This window comes from Mycobacterium sp. IDUB_28 (assembly GCF_055419285.1).
In genome coordinates, this window is sequence record NZ_JBVAXK010000007.1 from 278,737 (window position 1) to 302,832 (window position 24,096).

The window sequence follows — 24,096 nt, forward strand, 5'->3', positions numbered from 1 at the left end:
CCCTCACGTCAGATGCAGGGCCCCATGGGGATACACAGCGGCGGGTGCGGCGGCGGGCCGGGCAGTGCCGGCAGGGCCGGTAATGCTGGAAGTGCGGGCAGCCCCGGCAGGCCCGGCAGGGCCGGAAGGCCGGTCGGGATGCCGGCAGCGGCCGCCAGCGCCGGAAGCGCCGCAGCCAGCATGGCCGGGTCCACGCCCGGCAGCGCCGGTGCGCCGCCGAGCAGCGCCGGCAGGGCGGCGGCCAGCATGGCCGGATCCACACCGGGCAGGGCGCCGCCGGCCAGGGCGGGCAGTACCTGGGCCAGCATGGCCGGGTTCAGCGCCGGTAGTGCGGCGGCCAATGCGGGCAGCGCGGCCGTCAGCATCGCCGGATCGATGCCGGGGATCGGGGGCAGACCCGGGATGCCGGCCGTCAGCGCCGGCAGGGCGGCCGCGAGCACGGACGGGTTGACCGCCGAGAGCGTGGGCAGGCCGGGGATGCCGCCGGCCGCTGCCATCGCCAGTACGTCAGTCGGCGACACACCCGGCAGCCCGGGCAGTGCGTTGGAGGCCAGCGACATCAGGCTGGCCGGCGATATGCCGGGCAGTCCCGGCAGGTTCACCCCGGGTAGACCGCCCGCCCCGGCCAGACCGATCAGTCCGGCCGGCGAAATCCCGGGCAGCCCGGGCAGGTTCAGGTTCGGCAGTCCCGGCAGGCTCAACCCCGGCAGCGCCGCCGCCGGCAGGATGCCCCCGGCCGTCGGCAACAGCATGCTGCTGACCGAGTTCAACGCCCCTTGCACGCCGTTCTGTGCGACCGGAAGGATGCCCGATGACTGCAGGGCGTTGTAGGCCAGCACCACGTAGGTGACGGCCAGCGCGCTGGTACTGACCACGCTGGCCACCGTGTTACCGACACCCAGCACGCCGTTGACGACGGCCGATGCGGCGTTCACCCCGTAGGGCAGCCCGGCCAGCCCGGCCATACCGCCGGCGTAACCGTATAGGTCGGGCACACCCGGGATGCCGACGCCGGGAATCGGGCCGATGCCCGGCAGGCCGTCGTTGTAGCCGGGCGGCAGTGCCGCGGCCGGCGGCAGGGACGGGCTGGTGGCGCTCGAGGCATCGGGAAGTATCGCCGAGCCGTTGCTGCCGCCGCCGGGATTGGTGTACGCCGCCGGTGCCGGGCCGGCGGGCCGGGCTAATGCCGACGATGGCGTCTGCGGGGGTTCGATCACCGAGGGTGCGGCCTTGGGTGCCACCGCAGACGGCTTGCCGGTTTCCGGCATCAGCACCGACGCGAGTTTGTCGCACTGCTTGCCGGCGGTGCAGGTGCCGCCGGACAGGACCTTGCTCTGGTTGGAGACGGTCAGCGGCGCAACCGCCAGTGCGCCACCCAGGACGACAGCCGCCGCAGCGCCGACGATGGCAACTCTCATGACAGACCTTTCGCACCCGCTCGCGTCCCTGATGCGCGGAAACACGCATCGATGGCAGCAGCTTATGCGCACCCGGCGACTCATGTGGGCGTTCGGCGAAATCCGCGGCAGCTGCTCGAGCCGCTCGATATTTGCTCAGCTAACTCACGCGACTGGAGGTGGTGCTGGGCAGGCCGATCACCGGAGCGGCCTTGTGCAGACATTCCGCCCACTCGGCGGCGGGTACAGAATCGGCGGTTATCCCGCCGCCGACACCGAGGACGGCCCGACCCTCAGCGTCGAATTCGACGGTGCGGATCGCGACATTCAACTCGCAACCGGCCACCGGAGATATCAAACCGATTGTGCCGCAGTATATTCCGCGCCGACGATGTTCCCACTGTGAAATGAGTTGGCGGGCACGGATTTTAGGAGTACCGGTAACCGATGCCGGGGGAAAAGCGGCGTCCAGCAGCGCTGCGGTCGGCAGCTCGGGTTGCACCCGCGCCGAGACCGTGGACACCAGATGCCATACGCCCGGCGCGCGCCTGACCACCAACAACTCCGGAACAGTGACAGTGCCGGTAATCGCTACCCGGCCAAGGTCATTACGGACCAGGTCCACGATCATGATGTTCTCGGCCACTTCCTTGGGAGATGCCCGCAGTGCCGACGGCCAGGCGTCCAGCGGCAGGGTGCCCTTGATCGGACTGGACGTCACGAACTCACCCCGACGGCGCAGGAACAGCTCGGGAGACAGCGAGGCCACCGCACCCCACCGTCCGGCGAGATAGGCGGCCCGGGACGGGGCGGTGCGGGCGATACCGTCGGCGAAGAAATCCAGCGACGAACCGCGCACCGTCCCGGTGAACTGAGTGCAGACGCACGCCTGGTAGACCTCGCCGGCGCGTATCGCATCCAAACACGCCAGCACACCTTTGTAGTGTGCTGCCCGGTCTGCGGCATCCCATTCGATCTGGCACATTGGTGCCGTTCTTGCTGCCGGGGCCGCCAAGGAGTCGGCCAGCCAATCCGGCATCGCGGCACCCGAGAGGCTCTCGTACCACCACACCCCGGCGGGGTCGCGGCGCAGTACGCAGTCGGTCCAGCCACCGGCCGCCTCGGGAATCCGGTGTGGCCGTCCGTCCGCGCCGGGATCGGGGTAGGACAGGTAGCCGATCCAGCCGCCCCCCACGGCACTGAGCTGCGATGACACCGCACCCGCAGTCCCGGCGAACGCGTCGCGCACGGCGACTGGCCGCACTGCGACGCTGGGGGCGATCACGGCCAGCGCGCCGAACCACTCGCCGGTCAGCGCCGCCGGCGGCGGCAGGCCCAGGCGCACCGTGGCACGGCCGACCGCGCGCAGCACCTGCGGTGCGCCGCCCAGATCGCCGAGACGCTCGATTCGCACCGCCCTAGCTTGACAGAACGGCGGATTTCCGCACGCCAGGGTGGTATCAGCGCCGACTGATCTGTCGCGGGTTGCCCAGGGCCACCAATTTCTCCGGGTTGCGCATCGCATAGAAGTTGGTGATCTTGTCCCCGACGATCTCCACGGTGATCACACCCTGCAGTTGACCGCCCAGGTACAGCACCACGGCCGGGGCGCTGTTGCAGGTGACGGTCTGCACCTGCAGTTGCGCCTGCGTCTTGCGCAGCAGACCGATAATCGCCTTGGCCACCTTCTCGGCACCCGCGATGGGTTTGCGGGCTGCAGTGGCCTTGCCGCCGCCGTCGGCCATCCAGACCGCGTCCGGCGCGAGCATTTCCAGCAGCGCCGCCACGTCGCCGTCGGCCGCTGTGGTGAGGAACTGCCGGGTGATCTGCGCGTTGCGCTCCGGGTCGACGTCGCCGAACCGTTTGCGCCGCGCCTGGACGTGTTCCCGCGCCCGGTGCGCGATCTGGCGCACGGTCGGCGTGGGTCTGCCGACTGCGCCGGCAATCTCGGCGTAGTCGAAGCCGAACACCTCCCGCAGCACGAACACCGCGCGCTCGTCCGGGCTCAGTGTCTCCAACAGCACCAACATGGCCATCGAAACCGATTCCGCCAGAACGACATCGGCCGCCGCATCCTGGTCGTCGAGCAGCAGCGGTTCGGGCAGCCAGGGTCCGACGTACTCCTCCCGACGCCGGGCCTGGGCCCGCAATGCGTTGAGTGACTGGCGGGTGACCAGCTGGGCCAGGTAGGACTTGGTGTCGCGGACCGTCGCCAGGTCCACCTCCGCCCAGCGCAGGTAGCTGTCCTGCAGCACGTCGTCGGCTTCGGTTGCCGCACCCAAGATCTCGTAGGCGATGGTGAACAGCAGCGGGTGCAGCAGGGTGAATCGTTCTGCGTGCCCGCCGCTGTCCTTCGGCGGCTGCGTCAACGGACCGCGACCTGCTCGTCACGGGTCAGCTGCGCGGGTCGGCGACCACCCTTGAGCCAGCGGTACCAGCCGGGCTTGGCGCTCTCCTTGCGCAGGCCCCACACCGTGCCCTTGCAGACCACCTCTTTGATCGACGCGGCCAGCCGGCCACCGATGTAAAACCTGATCGGGGTGTCGTCGGTGCGGGCCAGCTGAATGGTGCCGTAGCGGCGCCCGACGCTGACGCACTGCCCGGTGAAGGCCTGGTTCAGCGCGGCCGGCGCGGTCCCGGCGACGCGAGCCAGCACGGTGTTGGCGGCTTGGGCGGCCAGCGGGATCGCCGCCTGGCAGCTCATCCGCAGCGGCTGGTTGGATGGTGCGGCAGCGTCCCCGGCGGCCACGATGCGCTGGTCGGTGATGCTGGTCAGCGTTTCGTCGGTGAGCAGACGGCCCAGCGTGTCGGTGCGCAGACCGCTGCGGGTGGCCAGGTCCGGCACGCCGAATCCGGCCGTCCACACCGTCACCGCGCTGGACGCGATCGTCCCGTCACCGAACACCACCGAATTCCACCGCACCTCGCTGACGGTGGCGGACTCGAGCACGGTGACACCCAGCTTGCGCAGGTGCCGCGCCACCGAACGCCGGCCCGGGCCACTCAACGACGGACCCAGGATGCCCCCGCAGGCCAGGGTCACCGGAAATCCCCGCTCGGCGAGTTCGCCGGCCGCCTCGATACCGGTCAAGCCGCCGCCGACCACGGTCACAGTGGCGGTGTCGGGCAGGTCGGCCAGCGCGTAGTGCAGTCGTTGCGCGTCTTCCAGTTCAGCGAGGCTGTAGGCGTACTCGGCCGCGCCGGGCACCGCGACCGGAGTGGCGCCGGTGCTGCCGACCGCATAGATCAGGTAGTCATATTCCAGCGCGCCCCCCGAGGCCAGCGACACCCGCCGCGCGGGTGCGTCGATGTGCTCGGCGCTGTCGACGACCAGACGGATGCCGCCGCCCAGCAGGGTGCCGTAGTCGACGGTGGCGGTGCCGCTCCCGGCGGCCAGTTGGTGCAGGCGGATCCGCTCCACGAATTGCGGACGGGGGTTGACCAGGGTGATGTCAACGTCGGCGCGCAGCCGAAGGTGGTTGGCGGCCATCGTCCCGGCGTAGCCACCGCCGATCACGACGACGCGCGTGCGGGCGCCGGACGGTTCGAACATTTCAGACATCGTTGTCTCCGTTTCTGGTGCGGGGTTATGTACTGGAGACACCGCAGCCCGCCGAAGCGTGACAACGGCGGCCGGCTTTGTGAGCTGTCTCACGTTCGCCGGCCGGGAGTCCGGCCCGCGGGCGGGCAGGGTGACCAATATTTCAGCGGCCGGATCGGGGCCGCGTGCTAATCTCAGATGACTGACAAACCATCCGTGACCTGCGCCGGTCCGGGTACTTTCCCAGGCAACCAGGCCGATTGAGAGCCATCCGAAGGGCTGCTTCGATTTTCGTCGGCAGGCATCGGGAAGCCGCGGCCCGCGGAGACTGCCGCTCACTGGGTTAGTCGCCCATACTGGGTGCAGTCGTTCGACACGTGCCCAGACGGAGGACCCGGTGCCGCGCAGCTTGGACCTCGTGGTCACCTCCGTAGCTACCCAGCTCATGGAGGCGACAGCGTCGACCGCTACGCAGGTCAGCGAGAAGGTCCTGGCCCAGCTCGTCGAGCAGTTCGACGTCGACGCCAGTTTCCTGCGTCACCACGACCACGACATCCGTGCCTCGGTGCTGGTTGCGGAATGGCCGCCACGTACCGACGTTCCAGACCCGGACCCGCAGGCGGTGGTGCACTTCACCAGCGCCGATCCGGTACTCGCGCAGTGTGAGCACGGCCGCAAGCCGGTGGTGATCCGGCCCGACCAGAGCAACCGGACCCTGCCGCGCTGGGTCGGCGGCGCCAAGCACACGGCTTCGCCGTCGGTAGCTGCTGCACCGCTGGTCTCGGGGGACAAGACCACCGGGGTGCTGGGTTTCGTCAAATTCGGCGCCCGGAAATGGAAGCAAGAGGAAATCAACACCCTCGAGGCGGTGGCGGCGCTGTTCGCCCAGCTGCAGGCCCGGATCGCCGCCGAGGAGAAGCTGCGTTACCTCGCCGAGCATGACGACCTGACCGGGTTGTACAACCGTCGGGCGCTGGTGGCGCACCTGTCCGACCGGCTGGCCAGTGGCAATCCCGGCCCCGTTGCAGTGCTCTACATGGACCTGGACCGGTTGAAGTCGATCAACGACTACCTCGGCCACACCGCCGGCGACTGGTTCATCCGCGTCTTCGCCCAGCGGCTGCGGGTGTGCGCCGGAAGTCAGAGCATGATTGCCCGACTGGGCGGCGACGAATTCGTCGTCATCCCCGACCAGACCATGTCCAGTGGCGCGGCCGAATCCTTCGCCCGCCGGCTCGGCACCATGCTGCGCGAACGGCTGTCGATCGGCGGCCACCAGATCACCCGCACGGTCAGCATCGGGCTGGCGGTCGGCATGCCGGGCCGCGACAACAGCACCGACCTGCTGCGCCGGGCCGACGAGGCGGTGCTGACGGCCAAACGGGCCGGCGGCAACCAGGTCGCCCTGTCCACCGACGACATGTCGCTCAAGAGCGCTTTCCGCAACGACATCGAACTGCACCTGCAGGGCGACATCGACAGTGAAGCCCTGCTGCTGCACTACCTACCCGAGGTCGACCTGTGGACCGGCGCCATCGTGGCAGCCGAAGCGCTGGTGCGCTGGCGGCACCCGATCTGGGGTCTGTTGCTGCCGGATTCGTTCATCGGCGTCGCCGAATCCACCAATCTCGCCGGTGAACTCGGCCGCTGGGTGATGCGCAGCGCCTGCGCCGAATTCAGCCGCTGGCGGTCCAACGGGGTGGGGCAGAGCGCGATCCTGCGCATCAACGTCTCGCCCGTGCAACTGATCACCCGCGGCTTCGTCCGCACCGTCGCCGATACCATCGAAGAGTTCGGCATCGACGGGGGCTCGGTGTGCCTCGAGATCACCGAGCGTGCGGTGGTGCACGACATCGAAGCGACCCGCAAGACGCTGCACGAGCTCAAAGAGGTCGGTGTGCAGATCGCGATCGACGACTTCGGCACCGGCTACGCGGTGCTGTCGCATTTGAAGTCGCTGCCCGTGGACATGCTCAAGATCGATACCGGCTTCGTCCGCGACCTCGGCACCAACGCCGGTGACCTGGCGATCGTGCGCGCCATCATCGGTCTGGCCGAGGCGTTCGGGCTGCAACTGGTCGCCGAGGGAGTCGAAACCCCGGCTGCCGCACTGACTTTGATGCAACACGGATGCCACCGGGCGCAGGGATTCCTGTTGTCGCGCCCCGTTCCGGGCGACGCCATGGAGGCGTTGCTGTCCGCGCGCTGGATGCCGATGCCGTTCCTCGCCGACCGCGAGGCGCTCACGCTCGGCGCAATCTGACCCAAGCAGAGAATGGTTCGAACAATCAGAAAATTCACGTTAATCGCTGTCGCGTGCGTGACCGTCGTGGTCGCCGGCACGGCTCTGTTGATCGGCGGATGCGGTCGCAGCCACACCGATCCCGGTCCGTTGACGGCGATGGTGAGTCCGGCCATCCCGGCGGCCGCCCAGGAAATATCCAACCCGCTGCGCGGCCAGTACGAGAACCTGCTGGAACCGCTGTTTCCGCAGGGGGATACCGCGCAGCAACGGTATCCGGCGTGGCCCGCGTCCTTCGACGCCAGCCTGCGGGTGACCTGGCGCCAGCTGCAACCGGTCGACCCGGCCACGCTGCCGCCGGACGCGCCGGATGAGCTCAGGTTCGACTTCAGCGTCATCGACGACGCGTTGAACAAGCTGGCCGAACGCCACATGCGGCTGACGCTGCGGGTCCAGGCCTACAACTCCTGCTGCAACGTCACCTATCCGAACAACACCAATATCGAGATTCCCGACTGGGAACGCGCCAAGTCGACCACCAACACCAGCTACAACGGACCGGCCACCGGGCCGGCGGCCGGGGTGACGCAGGTGGTGCCGAACTTCAACGACCCCACCTACCTCCACGATTTCGGGCAGTTGCTGGCCGCGCTCGGCCGACGCTACGACAACGACGAACGGCTCAGCGTCTTCGAGTTCTCCGGTTACGGGGACTTCAGCGAAAACCACATCTCGTTCTTGAAGGAGGCGCTGAACGCGCCGGGTCCGGCGCCGCAGGACAGTGAACGCCTGCTGGGGTATTACAGCCAGTACGGCGACCAGAACATCACTAAGGCGTCCATCACCGAGCTGGTGGCGGCCAACGTCAATGCCTTCCCGCACACCCAGCTGGTTGCCACGCCGAACAACCCGGAGATCATGCGGCAGCTGTTGGCCGACGATGTCACCAGGAAACTGGTCGCGCCGGTCGGTGTCCGGTCGGACTGCCTCGGCGTCTACGCGCCGCTACCCACCTGGGCCGAATCCTCGTCGCACTATGCGCAGACCCAGGATCCGCTGGTCCAACAGCTCACCGAACGCCTCGCGAAGGCGCCGGTGATCACCGAGTGGTGTCAGCTGCCGAACGGGATCACCCCGCAGCAGTACTACGAGAAGGGTCTGCGCGACGTGATTCGCTATCACGTGTCGATGACGTCGAGCACCAACTTCCCGGACCAGGACGCGACCTCGCCGATGGATCCCAAACTGTATGTCCTGTGGGCACAGGCCAACGCCGTTGCCGGGTACCGCTATTCGGTGGAAGCCCGGCCAGGTTCGCAGTCGCTGCAGGACAAGGTCGCCTCGATCTCGGTCAACTGGACCAACTTCGGTGCTGCCGCGGCGACCGAGAAGTGGACCGTGAGCTACCGGGTGGTCGACTTCGCCGGACAGACGGTACGGACCCTGCCCGGCACCGTAGACCTCAGAACCCTGGTGCCCGACGCGTCCGGCGACCGCAATGTCGACCAACCACCGCCGGCGTCGGCGACCGAGACGGTGAAAGTCGACCTCAAAGGTCTGCCGCCGGGCCACTACACGGTGCGCGCCGCCGTCGAGTGGCAACAGCACAAGCCCAACGGCTCGCATGCGGTGACCTATCCGCCCATGCGGCTGGCGCGCGACGGCCGCGACGACTCCGGCTTCTATCCGATAGCCACCCTCGATGTGCCCCGTGCGACGCTGGCAACCCCGGCCGCGTCGTGACCGAAAAGTGCCGCTACTTGCGGCGGCGGCCCTGCGGCCGGTATGCAGACAGAACTGACGCTATTCAGGCGGCGTCCGCTCAGGAGGTTTAGTGGGGGATGGATTTCCGTACCTTTGTTCGGACTCTCCTGCTGCATTGGAAGCTCTTCACGGGCGCGGTGCTGGCGTGTTTGGCTGGGGCAGCGGCCATTACGGTTCTGCAGACCAAGAGTTATGAGTCCACGGCCACCGTCTTGGTGTCGTTCTCGGGTGAGACGGATCTGATGCAGGTGTACCAGGGCACGCAGGCCGCGCAGGAACGATTGTCGTCGTATGCGGCGATCGCCGGCGGGCACGCGGTGGCCGAACGTGCGGTGGCGCAGTTCCACCTCCCGATCAGCCCGGACGACCTGGCCAACCAGACCAAGGTGGCGTTCACGCCGAAGTCCACCCTGTTCACCATCACCGTCACCGACACCGATCCCAATCGGGCCGCGAAGCTGGCCAAGGCCGTCGCCGACGAGTTCACCCTGATGGTCGGCACGCTGGGCGGCAGTCCGAAGGCGCTGGGCGCGCCGGCGAGCACCGCTACGTCGCAGCCCCCGTCGCCGACGCCGTCGGCTCCGCCTACCGACGGCGAGCAACCCACCCCGACACCACCCACCGAGACGACGACGACGTCGGAAACAGCGACGACGCCAACGAACCCGAACGGTACGGTGCTGCCGGTGGCCCGTGCGACGGTCATCGAACAGCCCGGGGTGCCGGACAAGCCGTCCAAGCCGGTACCGGTGCGCAACATGGCGATGGGTCTGGTGGCTGGTCTGTTGTTGGGCACCGGGGTGGCGCTGACCCGCGAGGCCGCCGACCGCACGGTGCGCGACCGCGCGAAGCTGGAGAACCTCACCGGTCTGCCGACGCTGGCCGAGTTGCCCGGACACCGGGGCAACGCACCACGATTCGGCACCGACATCTCGTTCGACGACGCGGTGCGCGGCCTGCGGGCGCGGCTGCTGCGGGCGATGGGACCCGGCGCCAACCGGGTGCTGCTGACCGCGCCCTTCGGCGGCGAGGGGACCACGACGACCGCGATCAACCTGTCCCGGGCCTTCGCCGAACTCGGTGAGGACGTGCTGCTGATCGAAGGCGACACCCGGCGACCGGTGATCGCGCCGCTGCTGAAAGTCGAATCGGGGGAGGGACTGTCCAACGCGCTGTCCAACCCCGAGATCGCCACCGAGGCCACCAAGCCGACGTCGATTCCCAAGCTGTTCGTGCTGGCGGCGCGCTCGGTGCGCCGCGAAACCCTGCCCATCAGCGCGTATCTGCCCGAGGTGTTGGACACGGTGCTCAAGGATGTCGCGAAGACGTTCGAGCGGACGGTTGTCGACGGCCCGGCGGTGCTGGCGACAGCCGACTCCGGTCTGCTCGGCGGCGCGGTGGATGCCACGGTGCTGGTGGCCCGGGCCGGGCGCACCACCGAGGACGAGCTGTCCGACGCGCTGACCGCACTGCGGGCGGCCGGTGCCAACGTGGTGGGCACGGTGCTGACCGACGCCCGGATCGCCCGGCACACCCGGGCGGCCACCCGCACCTACCGCGCCAAGGTCAGTGGCCCGGCGTGATTCTCTACCTGCGGAGTCGTCATCGCCTGGCGGTGGCCGCCGTGGTGTTGACGGTGTTTCTGCTGGGCTGCTTCGTTTACGGCGCACTGTCGGTGCGCAACACCACGCAGGGCATCATGCTGGTGGGGTTGACGTTCTTCCTGATCGTCTATTGGGCCAAACCGGAATTGATGATCGGGTTGGCCCTGTTTCTGGACTTCGCGGCGCTGCCGCAAGGCCTGCACGTCGGCAAAGTGGTTGGGCCCGTGTCGATTTACGCCTCGCACGTGGTGCTGATTCTGGCGATCTGCTTCGTGCTGCCCGTGGTGCGGCTGCGCATGTCCGAGTACCTGTTGCCGGGGATGTTCGCGCTGACAGTGATTTACTTTGCCGCGGTTGGGTTTTCGACCGGACACAATCCCGCGATCGTGGTGCGCGAAGCGACTTTCCTGTTCGAGATGATCGCGGGTTTTGTGCTGGCGCTGGTGATTGTGTACGGCGACTACATCCTGCTCTCGATCCACGCGATGGCGTTCACGCTGTGGTTTTCAGCGGGAATGGCGTTGCTCGCTTCGTCGGGCGGTATCCGACTGGCGGGCCGGACCGAGAGTCTGCAGGCCGACACCGGCGACGCCGCCAACCGGGTGATCACCAACAGCCTGATACCGGCCATCGCCGTGCTCACCGCGCTGGTCGCCGCGCAGATCGCCGGGCGGGTGAAGCCGATCGCCTACCTCGCGCTCGGTCTTCCGGCACTGGTCATCGCCGTTCTTGCGTTCTCCCGCAACACAATACTGTCGGTGGGCGTCGCCGCCATCGTCGCGTTCTTCGCCAGCATGGGCTGGTCTGCGGTGCGCCGGGCCGCGCGGCTGGCGCTCACCGGGGCCGGAATTCTGGCGGTGACGATTCCCGGTGCGCTGTTCCTGCTGGGCGATTCGTCGGCGGGGGTGTGGCTGGCCCACCAGATCACCGGCTTCAGTCACCGGGTGCTGGGTCGATCGACCGGCGCCGCACTGACCGCCGACCCGTCGACGCTGGCCAGATTCGCCGAGGACCGACATCTGAACGAGGAGATCGCGGCGGCGCCGGTGTTCGGCCACGGGCTCGGTTATGCCTATCAGTTGCCGTTCGGGGGCGGTGACGATCCCAACGAATTCACCGAGACGCTGGGCACCACGTATGCGCACAATTTCTACCTGTGGTGGCTGGCCAAGTCCGGTGCGGTGGGGATGACGGCGTTCGCCGTGTTCGCGCTGACCCCTTTGGTACGGGCGCTGCGCAGCGCGTCGGTGCCGGCGAAGATCAGCGCGGCGACAGCCACCGGCCTGTTGGTGATGTCCATCATCGATCCGTTGCCGGAGGACCCGGCCAACTCAATGACGTTGGGTCTGGCGCTGGGTGCGGCGTTGGCGTTCGCCAAGGTCGGCCGGCGATCAGCCAAATACGCTGAAGCGCAGGAATTTGCAGCTGATGTGCCGGCTGACCCCGCACCGGCGGCACAGGCGGTCCGGTGACGGCGAAGCGGCCGGCGCTGCGGGTTTTGGTGGTGGGTCCGGCGCCGGCGCAGGCGGCCAGCCGTGGCGGCATGGCCACGGTGATCACCCTGATGGCTGCGCACCCCGATGACCGCGTCCGGATCACCGTGGTGCCCACCTACATCGAGGGTTCCTTCTGGTACCGGCGCTGGGTCGGTCTGTCCGGAATGCTGCGCGCCACCTGGCTGCTGCTGCGGGATCGGGCCGACGTTCTGCACATCCACCTCGCGCACGGCGGCAGCGTGGTGCGCAAGGCGTTGCCGTTGGCGGCGGCGCGGCTGGCCAAGGTGCCCACCGTGGTGCACGCGCACAGCTACGACTTCGGCGGCTGGTTCGACGGGTTGCCGCCGTGGGCGCAGTGGGTGGTTCGGCGGGTGCTGGTGGCCGACCAGTGGTTGGTGTTGGGCACCCGGCACGTCCAGGAATACGCCGACCGACTGCGGTTGGCCGACGACCGGATCCAGGTGCTCAACAACGCCGTGCCGATTCCGCACCGCCCGGTCGCTCAATCGAATGTCGAAGCGGTACATGCGGTTTCGCTCGGCAGGCTGGGTGTGCGCAAGGGCAGCTATGACCTGATCGACGCCGTCGCCGCCCTCGATCCCGAAATTCGCGGCCGGCTACGGTTGACGCTGGCCGGCGACGGTGAGGTGGACCAGGCACGCGCGGCGGTGGCGGCGGCCGGCGTCGCGGACACGATTCATGTTGCGGGATGGGTGGATCCAGCGGCCAGGGACGAATTGCTCGGCGCCGCACACATCTTCGTGCTGCCGAGTTACGACGAGGGCTTACCGATGGCGTTGCTGGAGGCGATGGCCTACGGCCTGGCGCCGGTGACGACGTTGGTGGGCAGCATCGGCGAGGCGATTACCGACCGGGTGAATGGTCTGGTGGTCGAGCCCGGCCGTCCCGACCAGATCGCAGCTGCACTGACCGAACTACTCAAGGACGATGCGCTGCGCGCCGAGCTCGGCGCAGCGGCCCGCGACCGGGCCGGGGACTTCGGCCTGGACCGCTGGTATCAGCGGCTGGATCAGGTGTGGGCGGATGTGCGTGCCACCGCCGGGGAAGGTGAGACATTGTCAGCGAAAGACCGCTTGCTGCACAGCAGCGCCGCCAATTGGGCGGCGAAGTTCGTGACGGTGCGCAACGTGGGCCGGGTGCTGGGCCGGACCGCGATGGCGACGGCGACCGAGGCGTTGTGGCGCCGCCGGTCGACCCAGGATCTGGCCATGGTCGTGGCAGATCACTTCTCGCCCAGCGGCGCAACCGTGGTCGACGTCGGCGCCAGCTGGGGGTTGTTCACCTATCACCTGGCTCGCCGGGTCGGAAAGTCCGGTCAGGTCTACAGTTTCGAGCCGCACCCGGACAACGCGCCGATGTTGCGCAAGCTCGACCGGGCGCTGCCCTACGTCCACTTCAACCAGGCCGCGGTTTCCGACGAGCCCGGCACCGCGCAACTGTTGGTGCCCGCGCGGCACAACCGGCAGGTGACGGCGCAGGGCAGCCTGGCGCACGGGTTCGACGGGCAGGGGGTGGACGTCCGCAAGATCGACGTGCCCCTGGTTCGCCTCGACGACGTGTTGACCGACGTTGCCGTCGACTTCGTCAAGATCGATGTCGAAGGACACGAGATGTCCGTTCTGCGTGGGGGTTCGGCGATGTTCCGGCGCTGCCGGCCGACCATCCTGATCGAGATCGAGCAGCGGCACCTGTCGGTGCCCATCGCGGAGGTCTTCCGGCTGATCGAGGATCTCGGTTACCACCTGTTCTACGTCCGCGACACGGCGCTGCGGCCGATCGCTGATTTCGACGTGGCGCGCGACCAGGTGTCGATGGTGGATTCGGGTGAGTTCCATCCCTTCGCCATGCCGAAGGGGTACGTGCATGACTTCTGCGCGGTCTCGTCGCCGGAGTTGGTGTCGGCGTTTGTGCGCTGAACTTACTGAGCGAGATGGCTTGTCCCACGCGTCACGTCTGTAACTCCAGGGGCGCGGTGATGTCTTCTGAATTGTGGTGGCGCATCTGCTATCACCTGGCGTCCGGGGTGCGGTGGCCGCTAATGTGTTAGACGCATTCCGGTGCCGTTCGGTTCCGTCTATCTTGAGCGAATGATGTTCTGGCGCAATCGTTTATCGCTCATCTGGTTGTCGGTGGTGGTTCGTAGAATCATCGGTATGGCAACGAGTTCGCGTGATGAGATCGTGGCGGTCTTCGACGCCCTGGATGCTGGGGTGGATCGGTTGTGTGGGTTGTCGTTTGAGGTGTTGACCACCCCGGAGCGGTTGGCGCGTTGGAGCGTCTGGAACGGGTGGCGCGGCGGTTGCGGGTCCCGCAGCACCCGTTGATCAATCAGCTCGCCGCCCAGGCCGACAAAACCGAGTTGGGTGGCACGTTGTGTGAGGCGCTGGCCACCGGGTTGGGCATCACCAAACCCTGCGCCGGGCGCCGCATCGCCGAGGCCGCGGATCTGGGTCCGCGCCGGGCGTTGACCGGCCAACCGTTGGAGCCGGTGCTGACCGCGACCGCAGCCGGCCAGCGCGCCGGGCGCATCGGCGACGGGCAGATCGCGGTGATCCGCGACTTCTTCAAACATCTGCCCGCGGCGGTCGATGTGTTGACCCGCGAGGCCGCCGAAGCCGACCTGGCCGACAAAGCCACCTGGCAACGCCCCGATGAGCTGGCCGGCTACGCCCGCCAAATCATGAACTGCCTGCACCCTGACGGGGACTTCTCCGATGAGGAACGCACCCGATCGCGCGGGATCACCCTAGGTGCCCAGCAGCGTGACGGCATGTCCACGATCAGCGGGCTGATCACCCCCGAGCTGCGGGCGGCGATCGAAGCGCTGTGGGCGAAACTGGCCGCCCCGGGCATGGCCAACCCCGCCGACCAAGCCCCGGTCATCGACGGTGAACCCGACCCCGAGGTCGCCGGTGGGGATCGGCGCAGCACCGCCCAGCGTCAGCACGACGCGACGCTGGCCGCCATCCGGGCGCTGTTCGCCTCCGGGGACCTGGGCACCCACCGCGGGCTGCCGGTCACCATCATCGTCACCACCACCCTGCACGACCTCGAAGCCGGTACCGGCACAGGGCGCACCAGCGGCGCCACCCTGCTCCCGATCTCCGATGTGATCCGCATGGCCAGCCACGCCCACCACTACCTGGCCCTATTCGACAGAGCCAAACCCCTAGCGCTGTACCACACCCAACGCCTGGCCAACCCCGCCCAACGCATCATGCTGCACGCCAAAGACCGCGGCTGCACCAAACCCGGCTGTAGTGCCCCGGCCTACCACAGCGAAGTCCACCACGTCACCGGCTGGACCAAAACCCAGCGCACCGACATCACCGACCTCACCTTGGCCTGCGGCATCCACAACCGCCTGGCCGAACACGGCTGGACCACCCGCACCAACACCCGCGGCCACACCGAATGGCTCCCCCCACCCCACCAAGACCACGGCCAACCCAGAACCAACACCTACCACCACCCCGAAAAACTCCTCAACCCCGACAACGACGACGCATCCGCTTGACGGGTGATCAGCCTCGTGCCGAGCTGCGGGCGTGGCCCCGGCCCACCCGGTCACCTGGTGCTCGACGCACATCGTCGATCACTTCGAGAAGTCGGCCGGCGGCCCGGTCGACGGCGAAACGGCGAGCATAGTGCTGCGCCGCCACCGCACCCTGCCGCGCTGCGGTCTCCGGGTCGGCGAGCATGTCGAAAGTGGCTGCCAGACCGGCGATGTCGTCGACCCCGACCGGGGGGCAGTCCGACGGCTGGTATTCGGGCAGGCCGCCCATCGTGGATACGATCGGCATCACCCCCAACTGCATGGAGAGCACCTGCACCCCGCTCTGCGAGGCACGCCGGTAGTGCGCGACCGACCCCTTCGCGGCCGCGAGGGTGCCCACCATATCGGCGTAGCGGTACCGACCCGAGCGCCACCGGGTGTGCGGCGGCAGGTACGCGGCGTCTACCGACCCATCTCCGACCAGCACCAGATCATCTCCGCGCCAACAGCTTCCGTCGACATGCCGCTGCCAGGCCGCTAACACCACGTCGAGATTCTTGTACGGGTTGAGCCGGCCGATCATCACGAAATCACGGCGCTGGTCGGGACCGGCCAGCGGCGGAACGAGACCGGGGTCGAGGTCACTGGTGAGCGGGACGACGCGCACGGACGTGCCCGCCACGTCGCGCCGGCCAACTATCCCGGCTGCCACGTAGTCGCTGTAGGCGATGGTGGCCGCGGAGTGAGCGCCCCACCGATCGAACACCGCCAGTTCGTAGGAGGGCCGCTGCTCGGCGGCATCGTGTGGTCGGTCGTCATGCACGAGTTGGATTCGCGGGACCCGTCCGGCCAACGCTATCCAGCGCGGATCGCGAATCAGTTCGGTGATCACGATGTCGGGACGGTAGTCGCGGATACGACGCCAGGCGGTATAAGTGGCCGGCCAGGTCGCAGCCGTCCGAAACCGCGGGTCGAGTACCAGTTCGTAGTCGCGGGGAGCGTCAGACTCCGGATGCTGGTCGGACGTCACCAGCAGCACCTCGGCTCCGTGGCGGCTCAACGCCTCGGCCTGGACCCGCGCCAAGGGTCGCATCCAGGGTGAAAGCCACAGCACCCGGGGGGATTTCACGTTGTCACCGGTCCCGCTGCGGTCCGTTGTCCACCCACCAGCGCCCGTCGAACTGCGGGTACGTTCGCTGCAGCTCGTCATAGAGATCGGGAAGGGTCAACAGGATTCGGTCGGGGTCGGCGGCCAGCAGTTGCTCGGGGGAGATGATCTCCACATCGGTGCCAGGCAACCGGCGTCCCTGTTTGGCCGGCGATCCATCGGCAATGCCACTGATCAGGTTCCGGTTCACTTGCGCGATGCTGAACAATGCCGGCACCCGCGACCCGGCGGCATAGCCGTACACGGTGTGCCGCTGCTCGGCCTGGGCCTCCAGCCATGCGCGCAGCTGGGCGGCGTGGCTGTCGACCGCCTGCTGCAGGCCCTGCAGCACCGCCGGCTTGGTCACTCCGAATGCCTGTTCGCGCGCGAGGATGTCGTTGGCGCGCGCGTCGCGCTCGACGTGCCCGTGCACCGCGGCCACCAGGAAAGTTCCCCCGTAGAGGTCGAACTCCCACGCGGTAGCCACGCTCATGTCGACGGCGCGCAGCAGGTTCGTCACCGCCGTGAGCGAGTAATAACCGAAATGCCCGTGGCGCAACGAATTCCACTGACCCTGTTGGACCATTGCCATCAGCGACGGGAATTGCACCAATAACACCCCGCCAGGTTTGGTGACCTTGGCCCGCAGCTGGAATCCGGCCCGCTGATCGGCTTCGTGCATCACGCCGAAGGAGTCGAGCACCAGATCTGCGACTTCGGCCTCGGCGTAACCGCGCTCGGCGAGCAACGGCAACCAGGTGCCGCCGTGCGGGCTGCCGAACTCACGAACTGTGCTGCCGCGCAGCCAGCCGGCCGTCGCGACCCGCTGCACCGCGTCGGCAGCCTGGTCACGCAGCGCCTGCGGTTCGATGCCGCGGGGTTCCTCCGTCACGGTGTCGTCATCGGCGAGTTGCGCCAGGCCGCAGCAGCCGCACAGGTCCATCGCCAGCGCATGCGCTGTCTCCTGCGGGCTCACCGGCTCACCGGCGAGTGGAAAGTGGTCGGCGGCAGGCACATTCCCCAGGTCCAGCACCCGGGTCAGGTCATCCTCACCGCACCCGCGGCAGCCGCTCACCGCAGCGCGGCACTACGCGTCACATCGGTCGCCATGTGCAGGGTGGGGAGTGGGTAGACGATCTGGCCGCCCCACTCGCTGACGTAACTGAGCTGTTCGGTGATCTCGGTCTCCAGGTTCCAGGGCAGCACCAGCACCACGTCCGGGCGGTCTTTGGCGATGAGCTCGGGATCGTGAATCGGTATCCGGGTACCCGGCGTGAAATGACCGTGCTTGTAAGGGTTCCGGTCCACCGTGTACTCGAGCAGATCGGTGCGGATACCGCAGTAGTTGAGCAGCGTGTTGCCCTTACCGGGCGCGCCGTAGCCGACCACCCGCTTGCCCTCCGCGCGGCACTGAAGCAGGAAACGCAACAGGTCCTGGCGGATCTGCTCGGTGCGCCGGCGCAGTTGCAGGTACCCCTCCGGATGGTGCAACCCGGCTGCTTCCTCGATGCGCAGGATCTTGTTGACCCGGTCGGTCGGGCGGCCGGCCACCTGGATCGGCCGGGCCCAGACGCGGATGGAACCACCGTGCGTGGGGAGCAGTTCGACGTCGACGACCGCCAAACCCGCACTGGCAAGCGCGTTCTGCGCCGAGAAGACGGTGTAGTACTGGAAATGCTCGTGGTAGATCGTGTCGAACTGGCCCAGGCACACCAGGTTCAGCGCATGGTGCACCTCGATGCTCAGCCAGCCGTCGTCGGCCAGCAGTCCGCGCAGGGACTGGGTGAAGCCACGCAGATCGGGAATGTGGGCATAAACGTTGTTGGCGACCACCAGATTCGCCGGGCCGTGTTCGGCACGCACCTTGCACGCCAGTTCCTGATCGAGGAACGCCGAGACTGTGGGCACGCCACGCTCGGTGGCCGCGGCGCCGACGTTGATCGACGGTTCGATACCCAGGCACGGGATGCCGCGGGCCACCGCGTGCTGCAGTAGATAGCCGTCGTTGCTGGCGACCTCGACCATGAACGAGTCGGGACCCAGGCCGAGACGCGTGGCCGCATCCGCCACGAATGTTTCCGCGTGCTGGACCCAGCTGTCGGAATAGGAGGAGTAGTAAGCGTACTCGGTGAAAGTTTCCTCAGGGGTGATCAGCGCCGGGATCTGCAGCAGCAGGCAGTCTTCGCACAGCCGCAGGTGCAGCGGATAGGTGGCCTCGGGCAGATCGAGTTCGTCTGCGGCAAGGATCTTTTCGCACGGCGGAGTCGCGCCCAGGTCCAGGATGCTGAGCATGCGGTCTGAGTCGCACAGGCGGCACTTCATCTGACACTCGTTTCTGTGGTTTTCGTGCTGTTGGAGGTTACGGCACCGATCGCGTCGAGGTAGGCATCGGTCATGGCCTGCACCGTGTAGTGCGTGCGCAGGCGCTCCCAGCCGCGCTGCCCGACCTCCGGCAGTGTGCCGGGATCGGTGAGGATCTGGGCCAGCTGGTCGCGCCATGCCGATACCGCGACCGGCTCGACGACGAATCCGGCCCGGCCGAAATCCAGCATCTCGGGAACCGCGCAGATGCCGGAGGCGGCCACCGGCACCCCGCGCGACATTGCTTCCAGTATCACCAGGGGAAAGGCTTCGGAGCGACTCGGCACGCACAGCAGGTCGGCGTCAGCCAGTGCCGGCCCGGGTCCGCGTGACCAGCCGCACCACTGCACCCGATCGCGCAAGGCAGCCGGGGTGCGGGACTCCAACCTCTCCCGGTCTGGCCCGTCCCCGAAAATCGAGAGTTTCCAGGGAAGTTCGGTCAGCCCACTCAGTGCCTCGATGAGCACGTGCGGATTCTTGTGTTCCACGATGCGCGACAACATCACCAGATGGGGCGGTTCGCCCGCGGCGCGGACCCGACGGGTGGGCTGCCCCGGTGCGTCGACGCCGTTGGGGGCGATGAACGGCTGTGCGCTCAGCTTGTGGTGGGGAGTGAGCATGTCCCAATGCCGTTGTGCCAGCGCGATGAAACCGTCGGCGCGGCTCATCGCGGCGGTCAGCGGCCGGGAGTAGATGGGCCGGTCGGTCTCCGGCGGTACGTGCGGGGCGACCAGCCAGCGCCGTTCGCGGGAAGCGGCCCGCCAGAGCGTGGCAAACCCGGTCTCGGTGTTGGTGTCGCCGCTGATCAGGACCGCCGGACCAGCGGGCAGGTCGACCATCGGCGCCCACCATGGCTGACGCACCACCCGCACGCTGTGCGGGATCTCCTTGATCAGCGGGCCGAACCGTTGCATGCACACGATCGTGACGGAATAGCCACGGCGGTCCAATTCTGCCGCCAATAACGCTTTTTGGCGCTCCGCGCCGCCGTACACCAGACGGTTGGTGGTGATCACGATGGACGGCTTGCCGGTGTTCCTGGCTGCGGTGGTGGCCAGGGTGCGGTTGCGTATCTCGCGTTTGGAGCGCTGTACCCGGTCCAACACCGATGTGGCGGCCAGGTAGACGTCGGCGTGGTGGACGCTGTCGCGCCGTTCCAGCAGCAGGGCGATGTTGGCGCGCAACAAATCCCGGTTGCGGAAGCGCTCGACGGTGGACACCTGTGCACCGTGCGCCGACGCGGAGTCGCGGGCGCCGTCGGCGGCCGCCGGGTTGCCGTGTTCGACGTCGAGTTCGTCGGCGAGCAGAACGCGCCAGCCCGCGGCACTGGCCCGTTCCTGCCAGTCGGTCTCCTCGCCGTAGAGGAAGAACTCCTCGTCGAAGCCGCCGATCTGATTCCAGGCGGCCCGCTTGATCGCCAGGCAGATGCCGGCCACATAGCCTTCGATGCTGTGCGACTCCGCGGGCTGCTCGGTGTACAGGTGTGAGAGCGGGGTGCCCCGCAACCGGTCGGAGTAGCCGGCAGCGGCCACCAGGGCGCGGGTCAGGGTGCGGCGACGGGTCGCGATGTCCCAACGCTGTGGGCCGGCCGCGGCAGGGTCCTCGATCAGTGGTGAGACCGCTGCCACCCCGGGCCGGCGGAGCAATTCCCTGGTGCGCGTCAGCGGCCCGGTCAGCCGGGTGTCGGCGTTCAGCAACAGCAGATCGGTGTCTGCCGGTGTGTGCTCGACCAGGGCGTTGAAGGCAGCGCCGAAACCGAGGTTCACCGCGCCCAACACCCAGTGCACATCCGGGTGGCGGGCGGCCAGTTCCTCGCGGCCCGGGTACTCGTCACCGCTGTTCTCGTAGACGTACACCGGCAGCTCCGGGGCATGCTCGGCCAGTCCGGCCAGGCACTGCTCCACGAGGTCATGACTCTTGTAGGTGACGATCAACGCCGAGAGCGGCCGATCGGCCTGCAGGACGGTGTCGCTCTGGGTGGGGGGTTTGAGATACGCGCGGTCCAGCTGGGTTGTCATGCGGTCACCTGTTTCCGGAAGAGTGCGGTCAACATCGACAATTTGACGGGGCCGATCGCCAGGTTGACGGCGAGGTAGGTTGCCGCGGCGGCGCCCAGCACGAGTACCACGTGCAGGCCCGAAAGCAGCAGCACCACAACGGCACTGGCCGCGGTCGGGACCAGCAGCCGCAGCAGGAAGTTGAACGGCGTGTGGTAGCCACAGTGGCGACGCAACCGCCAGCTGGCCAACACCAACCCGAACAGCTCGGTGCAGACCAGACCGATGCCGGCACCGACGGCACCGAAGCGACCGTCGAGACCGAGGTTGAGCGCAACGTTGACGAAAAGCGTTGCCACGAAAACCCGGAAGAAGAATCGTTGCTCGTGGCACGCGAACAGGCCCTGGCCCAGGGTTCCGGTGACGAACCGCAATGCGGCGGCGATGAGCAGCAGTGCCAGCGTCGGCGCCCCGCGGCTGACGAATTCCCGGTCACCGAACAATTCGATCAGGGGTGCGGCCAGCAGGCTGCCGACCACGGCGACCGGCAGGGCGACGAAGCTCATCAGTTCGACGCTGCGGCGCAGGAAGTCGACGTAGGCGCTGACATCGCGGGAGTACAGCGTGGTCGCCGTCGACAGCGTCGATTTCTGGAAGAAGATCGACAACGCTTCGGTATTGAACGCGATCATGTAGGCCAGGCCGTACACGCCGACCTCGGCATGGCTGCTCAGCAACGACAGGATCACCCCGTCGGCGCGCCAGTACAGGATGCCGATCACCGCAACGCCCATCAACGGCAGGCTTTCCCGTAACAGGTCGACCGACTCGCGAACGGAGAAGATCGGGCGCAGCGCGACGTGCCGGGCTGCCGCCGTACCCTGGATCACCAGCTGGACAACTGGCGGAATGAGCTGTGCGACCGCGAACCAGACCACATCGGCGTGCGTGGCCACCAACGAGCTGACCATGGCCAGCGTGGCCAGCCGACCCACCACATCGGAGGCGGCGACCGCGGAAAAGCGCACCGTGGAAAGGAATACCGGATCGAACCGCGTCCGTACCGTCAACATCAACAGCTGTCCGGACAGCACCACCAGCATCACCCGCACGTCGGCGTCGCGATAGAGCAGCCATCCGGTGACCGCGGCCAGCATCGCCAACGGCGCGCAATAGACCAGGGACAGGCCACTATTGACGCGAACAAGTCGTTCCAGCTCACCTCGGCCGGAGGTGACGCGCCGCACGATCACGGTGGTGATACCGAGATCGGTCATGCTGGTCCACATTCCGATGAAAGCGACCGCAACCATCAGCTGGCCGTATCCGCCGGGACCCAGGTAGCGGGCGGTCATCGAAACCGACACCACCGACGCCAGCATCCCGAGCACCCGGCAGATCAGCTGAATCGAGATCGCGTGCGCGATCCGGGACTGTGGCACATCCGCTGCCGGTGGCCCGGACTCCGGTGCCGCGTCGTGAATTTCACGAGCCGTCGGCTCGATCACGGTGTCGCCCTTCATCTAGTAGGCTCCGTCGCTGGCCAGGACGGCGCGCAGAGTTCGGGCGATGATCACGACATCGCCGGCCATCGACCAGTTGTCGACATAGGACAGGTCGAGTCGCACCGAGTCCTCCCAGGACAGATCGGAACGGCCACTCACCTGCCATAGGCCGGTCACCCCCGGCTTGACGAGCAGGCGCCGCTTGACCTCCCCGGCGTAGTTCTCCACTTCGCGGCGCAGCGGCGGGCGCGGGCCGACCACACTCATGTCCTGCTTGAGCACATTGATGAACTGCGGGAGTTCGTCGATGCTGAAGCGGCGCAATATCTTTCCGACGGGCGTGACTCGCGGGTCCTGATGTATCTTGAACAGCATGCCGCCGGCACCCTGGTTCAGTGGGAGCAGCTGATCGATCTGCCTGTCCGCGCCGTCGACCATGGTGCGCAACTTCAACATCGTGAAGGGGCGGCCGTCCAGACCGATCCGTTCGGCGCGGTAGAAGACAGGTCCCTTGCTGGTCAATTTGATTGCCACCGCGGCTGCCAGCAGCACCGGTGCGGTCCCCAGCAGGGCGGCCAGAGCGAAGCAGAAGTCGAACGCGCGCTTCTGCAGGCGTTGTGTCCCTTCGTATTGCGGCTTCTCCACGTGCAATAAGGGGAATCCCGCGATGGGCCGCATGGTCAGCCGCGCGCCGGCGACATCCATCACTCCGGGCGATACCACCAGGTCGACGTCCATCGTCTCCAGCCGCCACATCAGGTCGCGGATGCCGTGGACGCCGAAATGTTCGGTGCGGGTCACAGCGACGGTGTCAGCGCCGCAGTGTCCGATGGCGGTGACCGCGGCGGACTCGTCACCCAGGATCGGGATTTCCCGGCCGCCCACGGTGAGCATCTCGCCGCGTTGCGGGCCGTAACCCGGGATGCACACCCCGACAACGACGTAGCCGTCTCGTGGGTTGCGAATCAGCTCCCGGGCCAGGTGCGCCACACCGGACCGGTCACCGATCGCCAGCACCATGGTCTGGTACTGACCCTTGATCCGCATGCGCCACACGTACTTTCGCCACAGGTTGCGGCTGGCCACCAGGCCCAGCGTGCCGACCGGAAGGGCGACCGCCAGATACCCGCGGGCCAGGTCGATCTTGGCCAGCAGCGTGATGATCGCGATGATGCCGAACACCGAGAACGACGCGCTGACGATGCGTCGATACTCGTCGATTCCGGCGCCGATGATCCGCGGGGAGCGCGTGTGGAACACGGCGATCGAGGTAAGCCACAGTGCCGCGAAGACGCAGGAGAACAGCGTCATCACCGGACCCGGGTAACCCGACATGTGCGGGTCGTCACCGAACCGGAGGAACTGCGCGAGCATGATTGCCGCGCACACGATCAGCGAGTCGGTGACGCGCAACCGCGCCGAGTATCGCTGCTGCCAGCGCGGGATGGCACTCACACGCCGCGGGGGCAACGTGAGTACGGACGGCAGGCTGGTGTGTGCCGGCAGTGTGGCAGTCATGCTGGCC

At 67.6% G+C, this 24,096-nt stretch carries 15 protein-coding genes and 1 pseudogene; 6 read left to right on the forward strand and 10 right to left on the reverse strand.

The features are described from left to right. Window positions 1-8 precede the first annotated feature (8 nt). From ACZYZ9_RS17040 to ACZYZ9_RS17055, 4 genes are all read right to left on the reverse strand, one after another. Window positions 9-1,418: a hypothetical protein gene (locus tag ACZYZ9_RS17040; protein ID WP_463827434.1), complete on the reverse strand. Its 1,410-nt coding sequence runs from the start codon at window positions 1,416-1,418 to the stop codon at window positions 9-11. A gap of 139 nt (window positions 1,419-1,557) precedes the next feature. Beyond that, the gene (locus ACZYZ9_RS17045; protein WP_463827435.1) at window positions 1,558-2,811 is read right to left on the reverse strand and encodes an aminodeoxychorismate synthase component I; all 1,254 of its coding nucleotides are present in this window, start codon (window positions 2,809-2,811) and stop codon (window positions 1,558-1,560) included. Window positions 2,812-2,857: 46 nt separating this feature from the next. Beyond that, window positions 2,858-3,766, reverse strand: a complete 909-nt coding sequence (locus tag ACZYZ9_RS17050; RefSeq protein ID WP_463827436.1) for an RNA polymerase sigma-70 factor — start codon at window positions 3,764-3,766, stop codon at window positions 2,858-2,860. Further along, entirely contained in the window at window positions 3,763-4,950 is a 1,188-nt protein-coding gene (locus ACZYZ9_RS17055; protein WP_463827513.1) for an NAD(P)/FAD-dependent oxidoreductase, read from the reverse strand. Before ACZYZ9_RS17055 ends, ACZYZ9_RS17050 begins: the two co-directional genes overlap by 4 nt. Before the next feature lie 385 nt (window positions 4,951-5,335). On the opposite strand from ACZYZ9_RS17055, the gene ACZYZ9_RS17060 reads away from it, so the two are divergent. The 6 genes and pseudogenes from ACZYZ9_RS17060 to ACZYZ9_RS17085 all read left to right on the forward strand — a co-directional run bounded on the left by ACZYZ9_RS17060 (window position 5,336) and on the right by ACZYZ9_RS17085 (window position 15,582). Next, on the forward strand, window positions 5,336-7,201 hold the full coding sequence (locus tag ACZYZ9_RS17060; RefSeq protein ID WP_463827437.1) for a putative bifunctional diguanylate cyclase/phosphodiesterase: 1,866 nt from the start codon (window positions 5,336-5,338) through the stop codon (window positions 7,199-7,201). Between the two features lie 12 nt (window positions 7,202-7,213). After that, window positions 7,214-8,923, forward strand: coding sequence for a copper resistance CopC family protein (locus tag ACZYZ9_RS17065; RefSeq protein ID WP_463827438.1), 1,710 nt, complete (start codon window positions 7,214-7,216; stop codon window positions 8,921-8,923). Between the two features lie 98 nt (window positions 8,924-9,021). Further along, window positions 9,022-10,527, forward strand: coding sequence for a tyrosine-protein kinase domain-containing protein (locus tag ACZYZ9_RS17070; protein ID WP_463827439.1), 1,506 nt, complete (start codon window positions 9,022-9,024; stop codon window positions 10,525-10,527). Then, complete coding sequence (locus tag ACZYZ9_RS17075) at window positions 10,524-12,020, forward strand: O-antigen ligase family protein (protein ID WP_463827440.1); 1,497 nt, start codon at window positions 10,524-10,526, stop codon at window positions 12,018-12,020. The genes ACZYZ9_RS17070 and ACZYZ9_RS17075 overlap by 4 nt, the downstream gene beginning before the upstream one ends. Next, on the forward strand, window positions 12,017-13,981 hold the full coding sequence (locus tag ACZYZ9_RS17080; protein ID WP_463827441.1) for an FkbM family methyltransferase: 1,965 nt from the start codon (window positions 12,017-12,019) through the stop codon (window positions 13,979-13,981). Before ACZYZ9_RS17075 ends, ACZYZ9_RS17080 begins: the two co-directional genes overlap by 4 nt. A 237-nt stretch (window positions 13,982-14,218) precedes the next feature. Beyond that, window positions 14,219-15,582: pseudogene (locus ACZYZ9_RS17085) on the forward strand (HNH endonuclease signature motif containing protein). Window positions 15,583-15,589: 7 nt separating this feature from the next. Here ACZYZ9_RS17085 and ACZYZ9_RS17090 read toward each other — a convergent pair. The 6 genes from ACZYZ9_RS17090 to ACZYZ9_RS17115 are packed head-to-tail and all read right to left on the reverse strand — an operon-like array spanning window position 15,590 to window position 24,089. Next, window positions 15,590-16,675, reverse strand: coding sequence for a glycosyltransferase family 4 protein (locus ACZYZ9_RS17090; protein WP_463827514.1), 1,086 nt, complete (start codon window positions 16,673-16,675; stop codon window positions 15,590-15,592). A gap of 19 nt (window positions 16,676-16,694) precedes the next feature. Further along, on the reverse strand, window positions 16,695-17,783 hold the full coding sequence (locus tag ACZYZ9_RS17095; RefSeq protein WP_463827442.1) for a transferase: 1,089 nt from the start codon (window positions 17,781-17,783) through the stop codon (window positions 16,695-16,697). Continuing rightward, window positions 17,780-19,030: a methyltransferase domain-containing protein gene (locus ACZYZ9_RS17100; protein ID WP_463827443.1), complete on the reverse strand. Its 1,251-nt coding sequence runs from the start codon at window positions 19,028-19,030 to the stop codon at window positions 17,780-17,782. The genes ACZYZ9_RS17095 and ACZYZ9_RS17100 overlap by 4 nt, the downstream gene beginning before the upstream one ends. Then, complete coding sequence (locus ACZYZ9_RS17105) at window positions 19,027-21,087, reverse strand: glycosyltransferase (protein WP_463827444.1); 2,061 nt, start codon at window positions 21,085-21,087, stop codon at window positions 19,027-19,029. Before ACZYZ9_RS17105 ends, ACZYZ9_RS17100 begins: the two co-directional genes overlap by 4 nt. Continuing rightward, a complete protein-coding gene (locus ACZYZ9_RS17110; RefSeq protein ID WP_463827445.1) occupies window positions 21,084-22,589 on the reverse strand; it encodes a flippase in 1,506 nt (501 codons plus the stop codon). The genes ACZYZ9_RS17105 and ACZYZ9_RS17110 overlap by 4 nt, the downstream gene beginning before the upstream one ends. After that, window positions 22,590-24,089, reverse strand: coding sequence for a sugar transferase (locus ACZYZ9_RS17115; protein WP_463827446.1), 1,500 nt, complete (start codon window positions 24,087-24,089; stop codon window positions 22,590-22,592). Window positions 24,090-24,096: the final 7 nt, after the last annotated feature.